The sequence below is a fragment of the Streptomyces sp. NPDC002138 genome (assembly GCF_040296485.1).
GTDB lineage: Bacteria > Actinomycetota > Actinomycetes > Streptomycetales > Streptomycetaceae > Streptomyces.
Genome location: NZ_JBEOXE010000066.1, coordinates 24,486 through 41,510, shown reverse-complemented (window position 1 = coordinate 41,510; position 17,025 = coordinate 24,486). Strand labels below are relative to the sequence as shown.

18 protein-coding genes are annotated in these 17,025 nt (G+C 72.1%); 4 read left to right on the top strand and 14 right to left on the bottom strand.

Annotated features, from left to right (window positions below):
* From ABT084_RS31095 to ABT084_RS31070, 6 genes are all read right to left on the bottom strand, one after another.
* The coding region (locus tag ABT084_RS31095) for a homocysteine S-methyltransferase family protein (protein ID WP_351051003.1) at positions 1-1,119 on the bottom strand (1,119 nt) is incomplete at its 3' end.
* A complete protein-coding gene (locus ABT084_RS31090; RefSeq protein ID WP_351051000.1) occupies positions 1,116-2,096 on the bottom strand; it encodes a carbohydrate kinase family protein in 981 nt (326 codons plus the stop codon). The genes ABT084_RS31095 and ABT084_RS31090, both read right to left, overlap by 4 nt.
* Before the next feature lie 110 nt (positions 2,097-2,206).
* The gene (gene metK, locus ABT084_RS31085; protein WP_351050997.1) at positions 2,207-3,430 is read right to left on the bottom strand and encodes a methionine adenosyltransferase; all 1,224 of its coding nucleotides are present in this window, start codon (positions 3,428-3,430) and stop codon (positions 2,207-2,209) included.
* A gap of 261 nt (positions 3,431-3,691) precedes the next feature.
* Positions 3,692-4,651, bottom strand: a complete 960-nt coding sequence (locus ABT084_RS31080; RefSeq protein ID WP_351050994.1) for an aromatase/cyclase — start codon at positions 4,649-4,651, stop codon at positions 3,692-3,694.
* Between the two features lie 188 nt (positions 4,652-4,839).
* A complete protein-coding gene (locus ABT084_RS31075) occupies positions 4,840-5,121 on the bottom strand; it encodes a phosphopantetheine-binding protein (RefSeq protein ID WP_351050992.1) in 282 nt (93 codons plus the stop codon).
* Positions 5,122-5,287: 166 nt separating this feature from the next.
* Complete coding sequence (locus tag ABT084_RS31070; protein WP_351050989.1) at positions 5,288-6,775, bottom strand: multicopper oxidase family protein; 1,488 nt, start codon at positions 6,773-6,775, stop codon at positions 5,288-5,290.
* A 264-nt stretch (positions 6,776-7,039) separates the two neighbouring features.
* Here ABT084_RS31070 and ABT084_RS31065 point away from each other — a divergent pair, with 264 nt between their 5' ends.
* From ABT084_RS31065 to ABT084_RS31055, 3 genes are read left to right on the top strand one after another with little or no spacing between them, the layout of a single operon-like run.
* Positions 7,040-8,434, top strand: coding sequence for a pyridoxal phosphate-dependent decarboxylase family protein (locus ABT084_RS31065; protein WP_351050987.1), 1,395 nt, complete (start codon positions 7,040-7,042; stop codon positions 8,432-8,434).
* Between the two features lie 15 nt (positions 8,435-8,449).
* Positions 8,450-9,094 (top strand): hypothetical protein, encoded by a 645-nt coding sequence (locus ABT084_RS31060; RefSeq protein ID WP_351050984.1) that lies wholly within the window; start codon positions 8,450-8,452, stop codon positions 9,092-9,094.
* Entirely contained in the window at positions 9,091-9,726 is a 636-nt protein-coding gene (locus tag ABT084_RS31055) for a DUF6875 domain-containing protein (RefSeq protein WP_351050981.1), read from the top strand. The genes ABT084_RS31060 and ABT084_RS31055 overlap by 4 nt, the downstream gene beginning before the upstream one ends.
* Before the next feature lie 91 nt (positions 9,727-9,817).
* Here the strand turns inward: ABT084_RS31055 and ABT084_RS31050 are convergent, their stop codons facing one another.
* Positions 9,818-10,222, bottom strand: a complete 405-nt coding sequence (locus ABT084_RS31050; protein ID WP_351050978.1) for a hypothetical protein — start codon at positions 10,220-10,222, stop codon at positions 9,818-9,820.
* A gap of 229 nt (positions 10,223-10,451) precedes the next feature.
* Here ABT084_RS31050 and ABT084_RS31045 point away from each other — a divergent pair, with 229 nt between their 5' ends.
* Positions 10,452-11,024: a Uma2 family endonuclease gene (locus tag ABT084_RS31045; protein WP_351050975.1), complete on the top strand. Its 573-nt coding sequence runs from the start codon at positions 10,452-10,454 to the stop codon at positions 11,022-11,024.
* A 132-nt stretch (positions 11,025-11,156) separates the two neighbouring features.
* Here ABT084_RS31045 and ABT084_RS31040 read toward each other — a convergent pair whose 3' ends face one another.
* The 7 genes from ABT084_RS31040 to ABT084_RS31010 all read right to left on the bottom strand — a co-directional run bounded on the left by ABT084_RS31040 (position 11,157) and on the right by ABT084_RS31010 (position 17,004).
* Positions 11,157-11,981, bottom strand: coding sequence for an alpha/beta hydrolase (locus tag ABT084_RS31040; protein WP_351050973.1), 825 nt, complete (start codon positions 11,979-11,981; stop codon positions 11,157-11,159).
* Positions 11,978-12,700, bottom strand: a complete 723-nt coding sequence (locus tag ABT084_RS31035) for a beta/alpha barrel domain-containing protein (protein ID WP_351050970.1) — start codon at positions 12,698-12,700, stop codon at positions 11,978-11,980. Before ABT084_RS31035 ends, ABT084_RS31040 begins: the two co-directional genes overlap by 4 nt.
* A 15-nt stretch (positions 12,701-12,715) precedes the next feature.
* Entirely contained in the window at positions 12,716-13,480 is a 765-nt protein-coding gene (locus ABT084_RS31030; RefSeq protein WP_351050967.1) for a phosphoribosylanthranilate isomerase, read from the bottom strand.
* Complete coding sequence (locus ABT084_RS31025) at positions 13,477-14,622, bottom strand: acyl-CoA dehydrogenase family protein (protein ID WP_351050964.1); 1,146 nt, start codon at positions 14,620-14,622, stop codon at positions 13,477-13,479. The genes ABT084_RS31030 and ABT084_RS31025 overlap by 4 nt, the downstream gene beginning before the upstream one ends.
* A 43-nt stretch (positions 14,623-14,665) precedes the next feature.
* Positions 14,666-15,040 carry an ectoine synthase gene (locus ABT084_RS31020; RefSeq protein WP_330335463.1) on the bottom strand — a complete coding sequence of 125 codons (375 nt, stop codon included), beginning with the start codon at positions 15,038-15,040 and terminating at the stop codon, positions 14,666-14,668.
* A gap of 76 nt (positions 15,041-15,116) precedes the next feature.
* Positions 15,117-15,956: a tryptophan synthase subunit alpha gene (gene trpA, locus ABT084_RS31015; protein WP_351050960.1), complete on the bottom strand. Its 840-nt coding sequence runs from the start codon at positions 15,954-15,956 to the stop codon at positions 15,117-15,119.
* The gene (locus tag ABT084_RS31010) at positions 15,949-17,004 is read right to left on the bottom strand and encodes a hypothetical protein (protein ID WP_351050957.1); all 1,056 of its coding nucleotides are present in this window, start codon (positions 17,002-17,004) and stop codon (positions 15,949-15,951) included. Before ABT084_RS31010 ends, trpA begins: the two co-directional genes overlap by 8 nt.
* Positions 17,005-17,025 lie beyond the last annotated feature (21 nt).

Genomic DNA, 17,025 nt, shown 5'->3' with positions numbered 1-17,025 from the left:
CCAACGCGCCTCCAGCATCGCGTCCCGGAACTTCTTCGACCCGTTCGCGTTCGTCCGCTCACCGATCGCCATGAACGCCAGATCCTGACGGAACGCAACCGTCTGGTACAGCGAGGAGGCACCCGGCTCGGGGCGGGGGTCGCGGGCCACCGGGGCCAGGCCCCGGACCCGCTCGACCACCTGGCGCAGGTGCTCCGGCGTCGTACCGCAGCAGCCGCCGACCAGCGAGAGCCCGTACTCGCGGACGAAGGTCTCCTGCGCGTCCGCCAGCTCGGCGGCCGACAGGGGGTAGTGGGCGCCGTCCTTGGTCAGGACGGGCAGGCCGGCATTGGGCATGCACGAGATCGGGATACGGGCGTTGCGGGCGAGGTAGCGCAGGTGCTCGCTCATCTCCGCCGGACCCGTCGCGCAGTTCAGCCCGATCATGTCCACACCCAGGGGCTCCAGCGAGGTCAGCGCCGCGCCGATCTCCGAACCCAGCAGCATCGTCCCCGTCGTCTCCACCGTCACCGAACAGATCAGCGGAACCGACACACCCAGCGCATCCATCGCCCGCCGCGCACCGATGATCGAGGACTTCGTCTGCAACAAGTCCTGCGTCGTTTCCACCAGCAGCGCATCCGCACCACCCGTGATCAGACCCTCCGCATTGATCTGATAGGCGTCCCGGATGGTGGAGTAGCGGATGTGGCCGAGGGTCGGGAGCTTGGTGCCCGGGCCCATCGAACCCAGTACCCAGCGCTGCTGACCGGTGGAGGCGGTGAACTCGTCGGCGACCTCGCGGGCGATCCGGGCGCCGGATTCGGACAGCTCGAAGGTGCGGTCGAGGATCTCGTACTCGGCCAGCGCGGCGTAGTTGGCGCCGAAGGTGTTCGTCTCGACGCAGTCCACGCCGACGGAGAAGTAGGCCTCGTGGACCGAGCGCACGATGTCGGGGCGCGTGACGTTCAGGACCTCGTTGCAGCCCTCCAGCTGCTGGAAGTCCTCCAGGGTCGGGTCCTGGGCCTGGAGCATCGTCCCCATGGCACCGTCCGCGACCACCACGCGGGTGGCCAGCGCCTGCCGGAGGGCGTCGGCCCGCTCCTGCGCGTTCGGCCGCTCCTGCGCGTTCGTCGTCATGCGAGCCGTCCCAGTTCTGGTGCGAGGAGGTCGGCGGCCGTGTCCCCGTACACCGCGCGGACGGTGGCGAGGAGGGCCGCGGGCCGTACTTCGTACGACTGCGAGCCCACGGCGGCGAGGACGAGGGCGGACATCGCACAGCCGAGCTGCGCCGCGGTCTCCAGCGGCAGGTTCCAGCTGAGGGCGGCCAGGAAGCCGGAGCGGAAGGCGTCGCCGACGCCGGTGGGATCCTCCGGGGTGATGCCGGGGACGGCGCGCACGGTGATCGTCGGATCGCCCTTGCGGTCGATGCGGACGCCCTGCGCGCCGAGGGTGGTGATCCAGGTGCCGACCCGGTCGAGGACGTCGGTGTGGCTCCACTCCGCGCGTTCGCGCAGCAGGGCGGACTCGTACTCGTTGGTGAACAGCCAGGCCGCGCCGTCCACCAGGGTGCGCACCTGGGCGCCGGAGAGCCGGGCGAGCTGCTGGGAGGGGTCGGCGGCGAAGGGGATGCCCAGCTCGCGGGCCTGGTCGGTGTGGTGGACCATCGCGCCCGGGTCGTTCGGGGAGACGAGGACCAGGTCGAGGGGGGCCCGGGTGTGCAGGGCGCGCAGGTCGATCCGGTCGGCCTCGGCCATGGCGCCCGCGTAGAACGAGGCGATCTGGTTCGAGTCCTGGTCGGTCATGCACATGAAGCGGGCGGTCTGGCGGTCGTCGGAGACGTACACCGCGCTGGTGTCGACGCCGTGCTCCTTGAGCCAGACCTCGTACTCGGCGAAGTCGGCGCCGACGGCGCCCGCGAGGAGCGGGCCGAGACCCAGCCCGCCGAGCCCGTAGGAGATGTTGGCCGCCACTCCGCCCCGCCGGACCTCCAGCGTGTCGACGAGGAAGGACAGCGAGACGTGTTCCAGCTGGTCGGGGAGCAGCTGGTCGACGAACCGGCCCGGGAAGGCCATGAGGTGATCTGTGGCGATGGATCCGGTCACCGCGATACGCACGTGGACTCCTGTGAGCTGATCTCGACGTCGGCGGGGCGAAGGGCGGGGCGAAGGGCGGGGTGGGACGAGGGGTGGGGCAAGGGGTGGGGCAAGGGGGTTGGGCCGGGTGCTCAGACGCCCGCGGCGGCCTTGAGGGCGTCGGCGCGGTCGGTGCGCTCCCAGGTGAAGTCGGGGAGTTCGCGCCCGAAGTGGCCGTAGGCGGCGGTCTGGGCGTAGATCGGGCGCAGCAGGTCGAGATCGCGGATGATCGCGGCCGGGCGCAGGTCGAAGACCGTGGAGATGGCCTCTTCGATGCGGTCGGTGGGCACGGTGTGGGTGCCGAAGGTCTCGACGAAGAGGCCGACGGGCTCGGCCTTGCCGATGGCGTACGCGACCTGGACCTCGCAGCGGGTCGCGAGACCGGCGGCGACGACGTTCTTGGCGACCCAGCGCATGGCGTAGGCGGCCGAGCGGTCGACCTTGGACGGGTCCTTGCCGGAGAAGGCGCCGCCGCCGTGGCGGGCCATGCCGCCGTAGGTGTCGATGATGATCTTGCGGCCGGTGAGGCCGGCGTCGCCCATCGGGCCGCCGATCTCGAAGCGCCCGGTCGGGTTGACCAGCAGGCGGTAGCCCTCGGTGTCCAGCTTGATGCCGTCCTCCGCCAGCACGCGCAGCGTGTGCTCGACGACGCTCTCGCGGATGTCGGGGGTCAGCAGGGCGTCGAGGTCGATGTCGGCGGCGTGCTGGGTGGAGACGACCACGGTGTCGAGGCGGACGGCCTTGTCGCCGTCGTACTCGATGGTGACCTGGGTCTTGCCGTCGGGGCGCAGGTACGGGATGGTCCCGTTCTTGCGGACCTCGGACAGGCGGCGCGAGAGCTTGTGCGCGAGGTGGATCGGCAGCGGCATCAGCTCGGGCGTCTCGTCGCAGGCGTAGCCGAACATCAGGCCCTGGTCGCCCGCGCCCTGCCGGTCCAGCTCGTCGCCGTCCTCGCCCGTGGCGGCGCCCTCGACCCGGCTCTCGTACGCCGTGTCCACGCCCTGCGCGATGTCCGGGGACTGCGCGCCGATGGACACCGAGACGCCGCAGGAGGCTCCGTCGAAGCCCTTGCTCGACGAGTCGTAGCCGATCTCCAGGATCTTCTCGCGGACGATGGCCGCGATCGGCGCGTACGCCTGGGTCGTCACCTCACCGGCTATGTGGACCAGGCCCGTGGTGATCAGCGTCTCGACGGCCACCCGGGAGGTGGGGTCCTCCTGGAGCAGGGCGTCGAGGATGGCATCGCTGATCTGGTCGGCGATCTTGTCGGGGTGGCCCTCGGTGACGGACTCCGAGGTGAACAGGCGGCGGGACATGTCACTCCTGATGGCTGTGGGAAACGGACGGTCGGGTTCGGGTGCGGGAGAGGTCGGCGGGCGGAGCGGTCGGGCGGGCGAGCGGTCGGGTGGGCGGGTGGAGCGGACGGCGTCGGACCGGTCGGGAGAGGTGTCCCCGATCGATCTTGTGCCATGGCGGAAGGGGGAGGCGAGCCGTGTCCGGATACCCCGGACACGTTCGTGACCTCGAAATTTGACGGGCCGTCAGGTCGCTGCGGGGCGCCGGCGCCAGGGGCGGCCTCAGAGGCTGCGGATCGCGGACTCGGCATGCCGCTTGGCCAGTTCGAGTACGGCCACGCTCTCGCGGCCGAGCTTTTCGCGCAGGTGCGCGCGCGCCCGGGGCACGTCGGCCCCCGGCCCCAGCACCCGCTCGACGTCCGCCGCGCGCAGCAGCACGCTGTGCTGGGAGATCACGGTCACGCCCGTCTCGTCGGGCAGCACGGACCACTCCCCGGTGTGCGCCTCGATCAGCGGCGGTGTCCTCGTCTGCTTGTGGACGATGCGGGAGGCGTGCGGGAAGCAGATCCGTACGGACTCGGTGGCCTGCGGGGGTACGTCGCCCCCGGCCCGGGTGATCATGCGCACCCGCTGCACCCCGGGGACGTCCTCCCGGACCTCCGCCCGGACCACGTGCGGCACCCGGCCGGGCCAGTCGGCGACCCCGTACAGGAAGTCGTAGACCAGCTCGGCCGGGCCGTGCACCCGGACGGAGTCCTCGAAGCCGAGCAGCAGCCCGTCGATTTCGCGCCACCGCTCGGCATTCTCCTTGAGCTGTTCCAGCTCGGCCCGGCTGTTGGTGTCGGTCGCGAGCAGCAGCCACGCGACGTCCCCGGGCCGGTCGGCGGCCACGGTGAACTCGTGCTCCAGGCGCAGCCTGCTGCGCCCGGCGCCGCGCGCCTCGACCGTCCAGGTCCCGGCCATGGTGACGGCGGGCGCGGCCGGGAGTTCCTGGAGGAACTCGATCCGCGTTCCCGCCGCGTCCAGGGTGCGGTGCGAGAGCGCGGACCTGACGCTCCCGTTGGCGGTGAACCACATCCGGAAGCGGTCGACGACCCCGTCGAAATCCAGCCGTTCGACATGGATGCTCGACGCCGCGATCAACGGCCACTGCGTGGTGTCCGCGATCAGCCCGTACACCACTCCGGCCGGCGCGGTCACGTCGATCTCGTACGACGCGCGGTGCACTCGCTCACCCGACATCGGCAGAACCTCCCTGACCTGTGCCCCGACCCTCCTCCCCGTCGCCGGAGGGCTACCGGAAGTCCGCTAGAAGACGGGTCCGGACGGCTCGGGACGACTCCCGGGCCGATGGCCGGATCTCGTGGGTGCCAGCTTCCCTGTCAACTCCCCTGTCAACTCCCCTGTCAGCTTCCCTGTCAGCTTCCCTGTCAGCTCCCCTGGCCCTGCTCGATCCGGGCCGACACGGCCGTGGCCAGGGCCGCGATCGTGGGGGTCTCGTAGATCTGGCGCAGCCGGAGTTCGACGCCGTAGGTGCGGGAGAGCTGGAGAAGCATGTGGTGGGCGGCCAGGGAGTCCCCGCCCAGCTCGAAGAAGCTGGCTTCCAGCGGGGGGTCGGTGATCTTGAGGAGGGTCGCCCAGACCGCGCGTACCTCGTCCAGGACCGTGCGTACGCCGTCGTGGGGTGTGAGGAACGTGAGCGAGGTGGTCATTCTGATCTCCTTGCGGGGAAATACGGACGCATGCGAAGTCATGGGGGACACGGCTGGACATGGTCTGTGCCGGCCACTCTCGCGGCCCGTGCTCGTCCGGCCCTTGAGCGCACGTCGAGCCGGGCTGCGGCGGCAACGCCACCCCAGGCCCTGTCGGCCTACGGCCTCACCGGACGCGGAAGTTGGCCATCATCCCCATGGCCGAGTGGTCCAGCAGGTGGCAGTGGTAGACGTACGTTCCCCGGTACGAGGCGAAGGTGGCGTGCAGCTTGACCGTCTCGCCCGGGAACAGCCGGACGGTGTCCTTCAGCCCCGCCTCCGCCGGTCCGGCCGGGGCGCCGTTGCGCTCCAGCACCCGGAACTGGACCAGGTGCATGTGGAAGTTGTGCGGGATCAGCTTGTTGGCGTTGGTGACCGTCCAGACCTCCGAGGTGCCGTGGGCGACGGTCTGGTCGATGCGGTCGGGATCGTAGGTCTGGCCGTCCAGGAACCCCCGCGGCTCCTGGCGCCCGTCCTCGTCCATGCTGAGCACGATGCTGCGCTGCACGGCCGGCTTCGGCAGCGCCGCCACGGCGGGCAGCGTGCGCAGGGTGTCAGGCACCCGGCTCTGGTCGGCCGCCGTCCGTACGACGTCGAAGCGCAGCACCTTGCCGACCTGGTCGGGGGTGCCCGGGCCCAGGGTGTTCTCCAGGACGATCTTCGTGCCGACCGGGTAGCGGGAGAAGTCGATGACCACGTCCGCGCGCTCCGCCGGGGAGAGCCCGATGGTGTCGGTCGGGAAGGGGTGTTCCAGCAGCCCGCCGTCCGAGCCGATCTGGATCATCTGGCCGCCGTCCGACAGCTTGAGCTGGAAGAAGCGCATGTTGGAGGAGTTCAGCAGCCGGAAGCGGTACTTGCGGGCCGCGACCTCGACGTACGGGCTCGGGCGGCCGTTGGCGAGGATGGTGGTGCGGCCGAAGGCGTCGTCCATGACGTAGACGAGCTGGCCGTACTCGTCGAAGTGCGCGTCCCGCAGCGCGATGGGTATCTCGTACTGCCCCGACGGCAGCGGCAGCGCGCGTTCCGTGTCGTCCGAGAGCAGGTAGGAGGCGGACAGGCCGCGGTAGACGTGCTCCGACTCCATGTGGTGGGCGTGGTCGTGGAACCAGAGCGGGGCGCCCGGTTGCTGGTTCGGGTAGGTGTAGGTGCGCGAGGTGCCCGGGGCGAAGGTGTCCATCGGGGAGCCGTCGTTGTCCTGGGTGACCGAGCCGCCGTGCAGGTGGACCGCGACCGGCATGGTGAGCGTGTTGCGGTGGCGGACCACCACCTTGCGGCCGCTGCGGGCGCGCAGCACCGGTCCGGGGAAGCAGCCGTCGTACGTCAGGACCTTGGCCATGCCACCGGGCAGGACCTCCCGTGACACCTCCTTGATCGTGACGGCGTAGGTGTCCTGCCCGCCCGCGGTCGATATCGGGGTCAGGACGGGCAGGGCCGGCATCCGCACCGAGAACGGCGGCGGAACCGCCACCGGCACCTGCCTCGGCTCCACACCGGGGGCGGCGTCGGCGGCCTGGGCGGTGCGGGCGTCGAGCATCGGCGTCAGCGCGCCGCCGGTGATCAGGCCGGCGCCGGCCGCGGCCAGGGCGCCGCCGAGCACGCTGCGTCTGGTGACCATGCGATGTCCTCCTGGAGGGGTGGGGCGGGTGGGGTGGGTCGGGGGTGGGTCGGGAGTGCGGCGGTGGCGCGATCCCGTCGCCGCACAGGGGTGTCGCGCGGCGAGTGCACCAGACGCCTCTCGCACATCGCTCGAGCCCAGGTGGTGTGCGGCCGTCCGGCGTTGCGCGGGGCTTGCGTCGGCTCCGTATATCTCCTCGTGCGTACGTATGACCGCGTACGCACGACTCGTGCCGCAGCGCGCGGCCACCGGGGGAGGCCCACCGTGGACCTGAACGATCTGCACGATCTGCGCGACTGGCTGCCGCGCGCCCTCGGGGTCGCCGAGCGGTGGGGCGGCCAGTTCGGCCCGTACGAGACGCACGACGCCCACCGCGTCGGCCCCGACGCCTTCGACGAGGCCTTCGAACGCCTCGCCAAGCGGATGGACCACAACTATCCGTTCTTCCACCCGCGTTACGCCGGACAGATGGTCAAGCCCCCGCACCCGGCGGCCGTCGTCGGCTATCTGACCGCGATGCTGTTCAACCCCAACAACCACGCCGCCGAGGGCGGCCCCGCGACGACCGAGATGGAACGCGAGGCCGTCGCCTCGCTGGCCGCCATGTTCGGCTTCGACGCGCACGTCGGGCACCTGACCACCAGCGGCACCATGGCCAACCTCGAAGCGCTGTACGTGGCCCGCCAGCTGCACCCGGACCGGGGGATCGCGTACAGCGGCGAATGCCACTACACGCACGAGCGGATGTGCCACGTCCTGGGCGTCGAGGGCCACCGGATCCCGGCCGACGGGCACGGGCGGATCGACCTGGACGCGCTGGAGGAGGCCCTGCGCACCGGGCGGATCGGCACGGTCGTCGTCACCACCGGGACCACCGGGCTGGGGACCGTGGACCCGGTGCACGAGGTGGTCGCGATCGCCCGCCGGTACGGGGTGCGCGTCCACGTCGACGCGGCGTACGGCGGCTTCTACGCCATCCTGGGCCGGGCCGGGGCCGAGGGCTTCGACCCGCGGCCGTGGCGGGCCATCGCGGAGTGCGACTCGGTGGTCGTGGACCCGCACAAGCACGGCCTCCAGCCCTACGGCTGCGGGGCGGTCCTCTTCCCCGACCCGCGCGCCGGACGGCACTTCGCCCACGACTCGCCGTACACCTACTTCACCGACGCCGACCTGCACCTCGGCGAGATCAGCCTGGAGTGCTCGCGGGCGGGCGCCGCCGCGTCCGCGCTGTGGCTGACCCTGGAGCTGCTCCCGCTCACCCCGGACGGCTTCGGCTCGATCCTCGCCGCGAACCGGCGGGCCGCGCTGCGCTGGGCCGACCTGATCGGCGCGTCGGCCGACCTGGAGCTGTACCAGCGGCCCGACCTCGACATCGTCACCTACTTCCCGGCGACGGCGGACGGATCGCTGTCCGCGATCGACGCCGCCTCGGACCGGCTGCTGCGCGACGGCATGACGGCGGAGGCCGACCCGGTCTTCCTGAGCGTGCTGCGCGCGGACGCCGACGCGTTCGTACGGCGCCACCCGGGCGTGGTCCGCGACGCGGACGCGGCGCGCATCGTGCGCAGCGTCCTGATCAAGCCCGAGTCCGAGCACTACCTCCCGACCCTGCACGCCCGCGTGTCGGCCCTGGCCGCGCACGGCCGCGCCACTTCCTGACCGGAGGACCCGACCATGTCCTTGTCCCTGTCACCCCAGCCCTCCTTATCCCCCGCCGCACCCTTGCGGCCCCTGCCGCCCCTGCCGCCCCTCGCCATGGGCCGGTCGGCGGTCGCCCACCTCTCCGGCCTCCTCGCGGCCGCCTTCCACCAGGACGCCCTGGCCCGGTGGATGGTCCCCGACGAGCAGGAGCGGGCCGAGCGGCTCCCCGGGTTCTTCCGGGCGTTCGTCGAGCTGTCCGCCGCCCACGGCGGGGTGTTCACCAGCCCGGACGGCGACGCCGTCCTGCTCTTCCTGCCGCCGGGTGCCGTACCGGACGAGGCACGGCTGGCGGAGGCCGCCGCGGCGCTGGGCCCGTACGCCCCGGCGCTGCACACCATCGCGGCGCTCCAGGACGAACGCCACCCCCACGGGCCGCCGCACTACTACGTCTCCTTCGCCGGGGTCCGGGCGGACCGCCAACAGGGCGGCCTGGTATCGGAGCTGGTGGCGCGGGTGACGGCGCGCGCGGACGCCGAGGGCGTCGGCGTGTACACGGAGGCCAGCTCCCCCGGCGGCGAGGCGGCGAGCCGGCGCGCCGGGTTCGAGCGGGTCGGCCCGGAGATCGTCCTGCCCGGGGGCGGACCCGCCCTGCGGCCGATGTGGAGGGATGCCCGATGAGGGGCGACGACCTGATCCAGTCGTGGACCTCGGGCGAGGTCGCCCGGGGCGAGGTGCCGGCGGAGCACATCGGTCCGCTGCTGCAAGTGCTCATGTGGAGCCGGGAGTTCCTGGTCTCCAGCCACCCCGAACTGGGCCGCACGGGCCCCGTGTGTCCGTACACCGCGCCGGCGCTGCGCAAGGACCTCTTCCATCTGGCGATGCCGTCGGACGAGTGCGACGACCTCGCCTCGGCGGTGGACTCGCTGCGCACCCGGCACGCGGCGCTCTCGGAGGGCCTCTCCCCCGAGGACCGCGAGCTCCTCACGATCCTCCTCGTCCTGCCGGGCTTCGACCCGACCGACTCGGTCGAGCTGGACGAGCTGCAGCGCAAGGCGAAGGACGAGTTCGTCGCGGAGGGCCTGATGATCGGCCAGTTCCACCCCGTCTGCGAGGAGCCCGGCCTCTACAACGAGTCCTTCCGCCCCCTGCGCTCCCCGCTCCCCCTCCTGGCGGTCCGCAAGCTCCTGGTCTTCGACCTCCCGTTCCTGGTGGGCGACGACCTCCACATGGACCACTACCTCCAGCGCTTCGCCCCGGCCATCCCGTCCCGCATCCGCGACCAACTGGTCAGCCGCGTGGTGGCGGCCTGATCCGGAGGTCCTGACCCGCACCGATGCCCCCCACCGCCGCCGGGCGGTGGGGGGCATCGGGCGTGAGGTGGCTGCCTGGGCCAGGCCCTGTCTAGCGGACCGGCGCGCAGGTCTTGTCGTCGCCCTTGAGGCACACCCAGATCGTGACGTCCTTCAGGTCCTTGCCGGTGCCGGTCGACTTGAGCACCGGGTTCTTCGTGCGGTCCATGTGGTCCTCCCGCCACGCGCCGTCCTTCCAGTAGCGGTAGCTGACCCGGAGTTCGACGCCCTTCTTGTCGGCGCAGTTGTCCTTGGTCTTGAGGGTCCACTGCGTCTTGTACATCGCGGAGCCGCCGGCATCACCGGTCTTGAACCACTGGTAGTTCCCACTGGCCTCGCCGCACCCGCCGACGGTCTTCCCCGAGACCGCTCCCCCGGACGCCTGCGCCGCCCCCGCCGCCCCGACGACCAGTCCGGCCGCTGCCACGGCCATCACGGCCTTGCGTGCGAATGTCATGTTTCCCCCTGATGTCTCTGCCCGACGTGTTCTGACGGACAGGAACCTATGGCGCGGGACCTCCTCGCCTCGCCCAACGAGAGGTTGATCCTCTTCTCCTACCGAGGTGGGCGCGGCCGTACCACCACGGGTGTAGAGGGCACCGTTCGGGTGATGGTGCGGGCCGTGCGGGACCCCGGTTCCGCGGGGGTTGTAGCTTCACCGTGACGGAGGAGAGGAGTACCGCGCCATGAGCACAGCACCGGTAAGCGGCGGGGGAGCCGCCGACTACAGCCAGGTGGACCCGGAGCAGGCGTTGAAGTTCGCCATTCAGCACATCAAGGGTGATCGCGCGGAGATCATCGAGGGGGTCATCGACACCATGTCGCCGTCTTGGGACCACGAGCGCACCGTCAAGATCGTGCGCCGCCAGATCGTGTCACGCGTCGACGAACTCGACTGCCTGGACGGCTCTGGAGACCTGGACCTGCCGGGGTCGCCCAATTGGTACGTGCCCGACATCGCCGTAGTGCCGCTGGAACTCACCAAGGACGGCGGGGCGTTGGTGCCTGATCAGACCCTGCTCGTCGTCGAAGTGACCTCGAAGTCGAACGCGGAGACCGACCGGGTGGTCAAGCGCAAGCGGTACGCCGAGTACGGGGCCCCGCTGTACCTGCTCGTCGACCGGGTCGAACGGAGCGTCAGCGTGTTCTCCGAGCCCGGGCCGCTCGGCTACACCCGCGCGGACGGCCCGCACCCCTTCGGGGTCCCGGTCCGGCTGCCCGAGCCGTTCGGGATCGTGCTCGACACCTCCGGGCTGTAGACGAGCCGTCCCGTCCGTCAACCGGCTGGCCCGCAAGACGTCCCGGAGGCCGACCACCCGTATGGGGGCCCCGATTCGCCGCAGAAACGGCACGCCTGGCACCCGTGCCGCGCCGCGACCCGCTCCCCACCCTCATCCCAGCAGGCATTCCTCCAGGAAGGCCAGGACGCGGAGGTGGTAGGCCGTGGCGGTGTGGCCCAGGCTGATGTTGTGGCCCGCGGCGGCCAGGTGGTCGACGGTGACCCTCGGGGCCGCGGTCAGCCGGGCGGTCATGGCCTTCAGGATGGCTTCGGACAGGTCCCACCAGGCCTCGTGCTGCGCGAAGGTCAGGCGGACCGGGATTCGGATCTCGGGGGCCAGGGTCTCGAACTGGCGCGGCCACCACATCGTTTCCGCCGACTCGCGCGGCGGGGTCGGGGCGAGCAGCGCACGGCTGGCCTGGAAGGTGCCGCGGGGGTAGAGGCCGAGGGGGCCCCAGTTGAGCTTGGTGGCGCCGCCGCCCAGGGTGGAGGGGAAGTGCAGGGCCGCGGGGTCGTAGTGATAGCCCACGCCGGAGGCATCCAGGCCCAGCAGGGGCGGGGCGTCGGCGCCCGCGGCGGCCGTGTGCAGGGCGACCTTGCCGCCGTCGGAGTGGCCGAGGAGGAAGACCCCGGCGCCGATGTCGTGCGTACGGGCGTGTTCCTTGAGGGCGGCCCGCAGGGTCTCCGCCTGGTCGGCCAGGTTCTGGCCCTCGGGGAGGAACTCGGCCGAGCCGCCGTAGCCGGGGCGGTCCACGGCCAGCACCGCGTGGCCGAGGCGGGTGGCCAGCGGGGTGAAGGAGTCCCAGTATCCGGCCCGCATGCCCCGGCCGTGGATGGCCAGGACGGTGGAGCGGGGCGCGCCCCGCGGCGGGAGGGTGAGCCGGGCGGAGAGCGGGATCCCGGCCCCCGTGAAGGTGTACGTGCCCGTCGTGGTCATCGGATCGCCAGGCCCTTCCGGGCGCCGACCACCGCGTCCATCCACGCGATCGGGGAGCGGGTGCGCAGCAGCGAGGTGCCGACCAGGAGGCCGGCGAAGCCCGCGTCCAGCAGGTTCGCGGCGGTCGCGGGGCCGTTGATGCCGCTGGCGCTGACCGCCGCCGGGGTGCCGGTCGCGCGGACCGCCGGGAGCAGGTCCAGGCTGCGGTGCAGGTCACCGGCGTCGCGTTCGCGCGTCTTGATGTCCTTGTTGTTGACGGCGATCACGCACTCCTCCGGGTGGTGGACCCCGGCCAGCTCGGCCTCGCTGGTGATCTCGACGAAGGGCGTGAGCCCGGCCAGCAGGCACTCCGTGACCAGGGTGCGCATGCTCGACTCGGGCAGCAGGGCCGCCGTCAGCAGCACCGCGGAGGCGCCGAGTTCCTTCGCGGCGCGGATCTGGTCCTTGCGGGTGATGAAGTCCTTCTGGAGCAGCGGCAGGCCGGTCATCGCCGCGACGTCGCGCAGCAGGGCGGGCGAGCCGCCGAACCAGCGGCCGGTGACCACCGAGATGCAGGGGGCGCCCGCGTCCTCGTACGCGCCGACGATCGCGGCCGGGGTACGGCCGCCGAGGAGGTCGTAGCCGTGCGCGTCGCGCCGCTTGACCTCCATCACCACCGGGGTCGGGGAGGCCAGGAGGGCCTCGAGAAAAGGGAAGCCGGTCCGGTTCTGCTTCGTCATCGCGACAGCTCCAGGTCAGGAGGAGGGGACAGCGGTGGGGAGGAGGGGCGTGCGCCAGGCGCGGGCCAGGGCGGCGATCTCCGGGATCCCGAAGGCCCCGGTGGCCCGGTCGCGCGCGGCGGTGTCCACGTCGGTCCCCCGGAAGCCGGGGTGGCGCACGACCTCCTCGTAGGCGGGCCGGTTGGCCGGGTCCAGGCCGCCGGCCAGCAGGAACGGCCGGGTGAGGCGGGGCAGCAGGGCCAGCACGTCGGCCGGGTCGAGGGTGTGTCCGGTGGAGCCGATCCGGCCGTCCTCGGTGGCGGTGTCGAGGAGGAAGAGGTCCGTCCCGGCCCGTTCGTAGGCCCCGATGAGCGGGCGCTCGACGCAGCCGCCCCCGCCCGGGGTCACGTGCAGCACCTTGACGATCCCGACCTCCTCGGGGAGGGCGGCGCGCAGCGCCCGTACGACCGCGGGCGGTTGGTAGGCGTGGAGCTGGATCCAGCCGACCCCCGTGCGGCGGGCCAGCTCCACCAGCTCCCCGGTGTCGGCCAGGAAGGTGACCAGGACCGGCAGGAGGCCGGCCGACCGGGTCGCCGCCGCGAGGGCGGCGAAGGTGTCCCGGTCCAGCTCGCGGGGGCCGCCGGGGACGCCGTGCCAGAGCCCGACGCAGTCCGCCCCGGCGGCCGCCGCGGCCTCGATGTCCCCCGGCGCCGTGGCTCCGCAGACCTTGAGCAGGGTCCGGGACAGCGCGGCGGCGCCGGGGGGCGCGGGGGCGTCGGTGGTCCGTCCGGTGGACGTCACTTCCCGAGCCCCATCATCGAGGCGATGCGGTTGTACTGGATCTCGTTCGTGCCGGAGTAGATGGTGCCGCCCACCGCGTTGCGGACGTCCACCTCCAGCCCGTACTCCGCCATGTAGCCGTGGCCGCCGAAGATCTGCACGGCGGTCAGGCTGGTGGCGAGGTTGCTCTCGCTGGTGACGAGTTTGGAGATGGCGAGGTCGGTGGTGATGTTCTCGCCCGCCTCCAGCTTCTCGCCCGTGTCGTAGAGCCACTTGCGGGCCGTCTCCAGCTGGATCTTCGTGTCGACGATCTTGTTGGCGATCGACTGGTACGAGCCGATCGGCTTGCCGAAGGACCGGCGCGTCTTCGCGTATTCGACGCACCGGTCCAGCCGGTGCTGCATCTCGCCGACGTTGACGATGAAGGAGTAGAGGATCTCCCGCTTCATCACGTGGTCCAGGACCATGAATCCGCCGCCGACCCGGCCGAGGACGGCCGACTTGGGGACCCGTACGTCGTCGAAGAACAGCTCGCAGAGCGGCGAGGTCCGCAGCCCCATCTTCTTGAGGGGCTGCCCCGCGGTGATCCCGGGGGTGTCGCGGTCCACCAGGAACGCCGTCGTTCCCAGCGGGCCGCCGTCCGGATGGGTGCGGGCGTAGACCACGATCACGTCCGCGACCGGCCCGTTGCTGACGAAGACCTTGCTGCCGTTGATGACGAAGTCGTCACCGTCCCGGACCGCCCGGGTGGTCATCGCCATGGCGTCCGATCCGCCCTCGGCCTCGGTGATGGCGTGGGCGCCGATCGCCTCTCCCGAGGCGATCAGGGGCAGGTAGCGCTCCTTCTGGTCGGGGGTGCCGAACTGCTGGACGGGGACGCCGGTCGAGCAGATCGAGGTGGTGACCGAGAAGCTGAGCCCGGAGTCCCGGTTGTACTCGCCGAGCCCCTCCAGCACGTACATGGTGGTGAGGACGGACTGGCCGAGGCCGCCGTACCGCTCGTCGAAGGGCAGGGAGAGGATCCCGGTCTTCTGGACGAGCTTCCACTTGTCCTCCGAGAAGGCGGACTTCTCGTCGAGTTCGATGTGGTCTGCGCTGAGTGCGTCTCCCCATCGCTCCAGGCCCTCGCGCAGATCTGCCTGGTCGGAGTTCCAACGGATCACGGCGGACCCCTTCAGATCGTGTCGGCTGCGGGTGCCGGGCGGTTCAGTAGGCCGAGGAACTGTGGGCGTCGAGGTTGTGCACCTCGTTGCCGCGCAGGGCGGGCGAGAAGACGCAGACCAGGCGCAGGTCCTCGTCGGGGCTGGCGACCAGGAAGTGGGCGTCGTGCTGGTCGAGGGCGTACATCCGGCCGGGGACGATCTCGTGGGAGGTCCCGTCGAGCTCGATGACCTCGCCGGAGCCGGCGATGCAGTAGCAGGCCTCGAGGTGGTTGACGTACTCCAGGCGGGACTTGGTGCCGGCCAGCACGACCGTGTCGGTCAGGGTGTAGCCGAGGCCGTCCTCGGCGAGGAGGAAGCGGCGGCTGAGGCCGTTGCCCCACTCGACGGTCTTCACGGACTCGATGTCACGAACGATCATGGCAATCTCCCTGTGGGTGAAGGTGAGGGTGCGGGCGGTGTGACGGTCGTACGGGTCAGGCGGGCAGGTCAGGAAGTCAGGCAGGCAGGACCGAGCGGACGAATTCACGGAAGGCCTCGGGTACGTCGAGCCCGTCCTGCTGGGCCCGTTCCACGGCGGCGACCGCGGCCGAGCCGATGATCGCGGCGTCGGCGCCACTGGCCCCGACGGCTTCCACGTCCTGGCGGGTGCTGACCCCGAAGCCGACGGCGATCGGGGCGGCGGTGTGTTCCCGCAGTGCGGTGACGGTCTCGGCGAGCGCGGCGTGGCCGGTGGCGGGGGCCGTGCCGCTGCGCCCGTAGTGGGCGACGAGGTAGAGGTAGGCCGATGCGGCGGCGGCCGCCTGGGCGCGGGTCGCGGACGGGCTCTGGGTGTAGCAGGTGGTGACCACCGGGAGTCCGGCCGCGGCGGCCGTCTCCAGGTGCTCCGCGCGCAGCCGGGGCGGCAGGGCGTGGACGAGGAGTCCGTCCGCGCCCGACGCGGCGATCTCGCGGGTGGCGGCGCCGAGGTCGCGGTCCCCGAGGGAGTACCTCCAGTCGGTGAGCAGGGCGATCCGGGTGTGGTTCAGGTGCGGCCGTACGTCCGCCACGAAGGCGAGTACGTCGTCCAGCGCGGCCCCGCCCCGCTCCAGTGCCCGGCGCGCCGAGCGCCGGATGACGGGGCCGTCGGTGACCGAGTCCGGGAAGGGCACGGCCAGTTCGAGGCAGTCCACGCCCTCCTCGTCCAGCATCAGGACGAGGTCGCGCAGGACCGGGAGGGGCGGGTCGCCCGCGTTGAGGAAGAGGGCGAGCCCGGGGGCCCCGCCCGGGGTGCGGCGCCCCGGGAAGAAGGGCGCGGGGCCGGTGGCCACCGTGGGCGGCGTCGTGGTCTCAGGCACGGGACACCGCCCGGGTGCGCGGCGCCGGGGCCGGCTCGGGGGCGGCCGCGATGCGCTCGGCCAGGTCCCGGGCGGCCCCGGAGAGGATCGCGCCCTGGGCCAGGGCGACCGCGGAGGGCCAGTCCCGGCGGGTGCCCTCGGCCACCAGCAGGGCCGCGGCCCCGAGGGCGACCGTACGGCTGGCCACCGCCCCCGCCGTGCCGGAGAGCACGGACAGGAAGTGCGAGACGGCGTCGGCCGGGTCGGTGACGGGCCTCAGGTCCCCGAAGGAGCCGTCGCCCGGGGTGAGTTCGCCGGGCCTGATGATCCGGGTCATGGCGCGCTCCCCGTAGACGGTGTTGGTGGCGAAGGGCAGCAGCTCGTCCGCTCCGGTGTCGTTCGCGGTGAGCCAGATCCGCCGGGTGAGGGTGGACTCGGCCAGCCGGCGCAGGGTGTCGAGCGGCGCCGCGGCCGAGACGCCGGTGATCTGGGCGGCCACCGGCAGGTCGGCGAGGAAGGGCCCGAGCGCGTTCAGGAAGCGGCCGAAGGGCTTCATGCTCAGCGGGGCCACGGTCCGCGCCAGCCGGGTCAGCTGCGCCGGGTAGACGAAGGGCCCGGCGAAGGCGATCCCGTACGCCGCGAGGGTGTCCTCGGTCTGGGCGTAGGAGGAGGTGAGGCGGACCCCGAGCCGCTCCAGCAGGTCGACCGAGCCGAGCGAGCTGGTGTAGGCGCGGGAGCCGGTCTTGACCACCTTCACCCCGGCCGCCGCGGCGACGAACGCCGAGGCGGTGGAGATGTTGAAGGTGCGGGGGCCGCCGCCGGTCCCGACGACGTTGACGGTGCCCTCCCAGGGGCCCGTCACCGTCGTCGGCGGGCGGCGCTCGGCGAGCGAGTCGAGCAGGTGGCGCAGGGTGTCGTGGTCGGGGAGCCGGCTGGTCAGCGAGGCCAGCAGGCCGACGACCTGGGCGCGCTCGAGGCCGCCGTCGCCCAGCAGGTCCCACCAGGAACCCCAGGTGTCGCGCCCGATCGGGGCCCGCTGTTCCAGCAGGCCGGTGAGTGCCTCGTGCACGGTCGCTCCCCCTTCCTCATC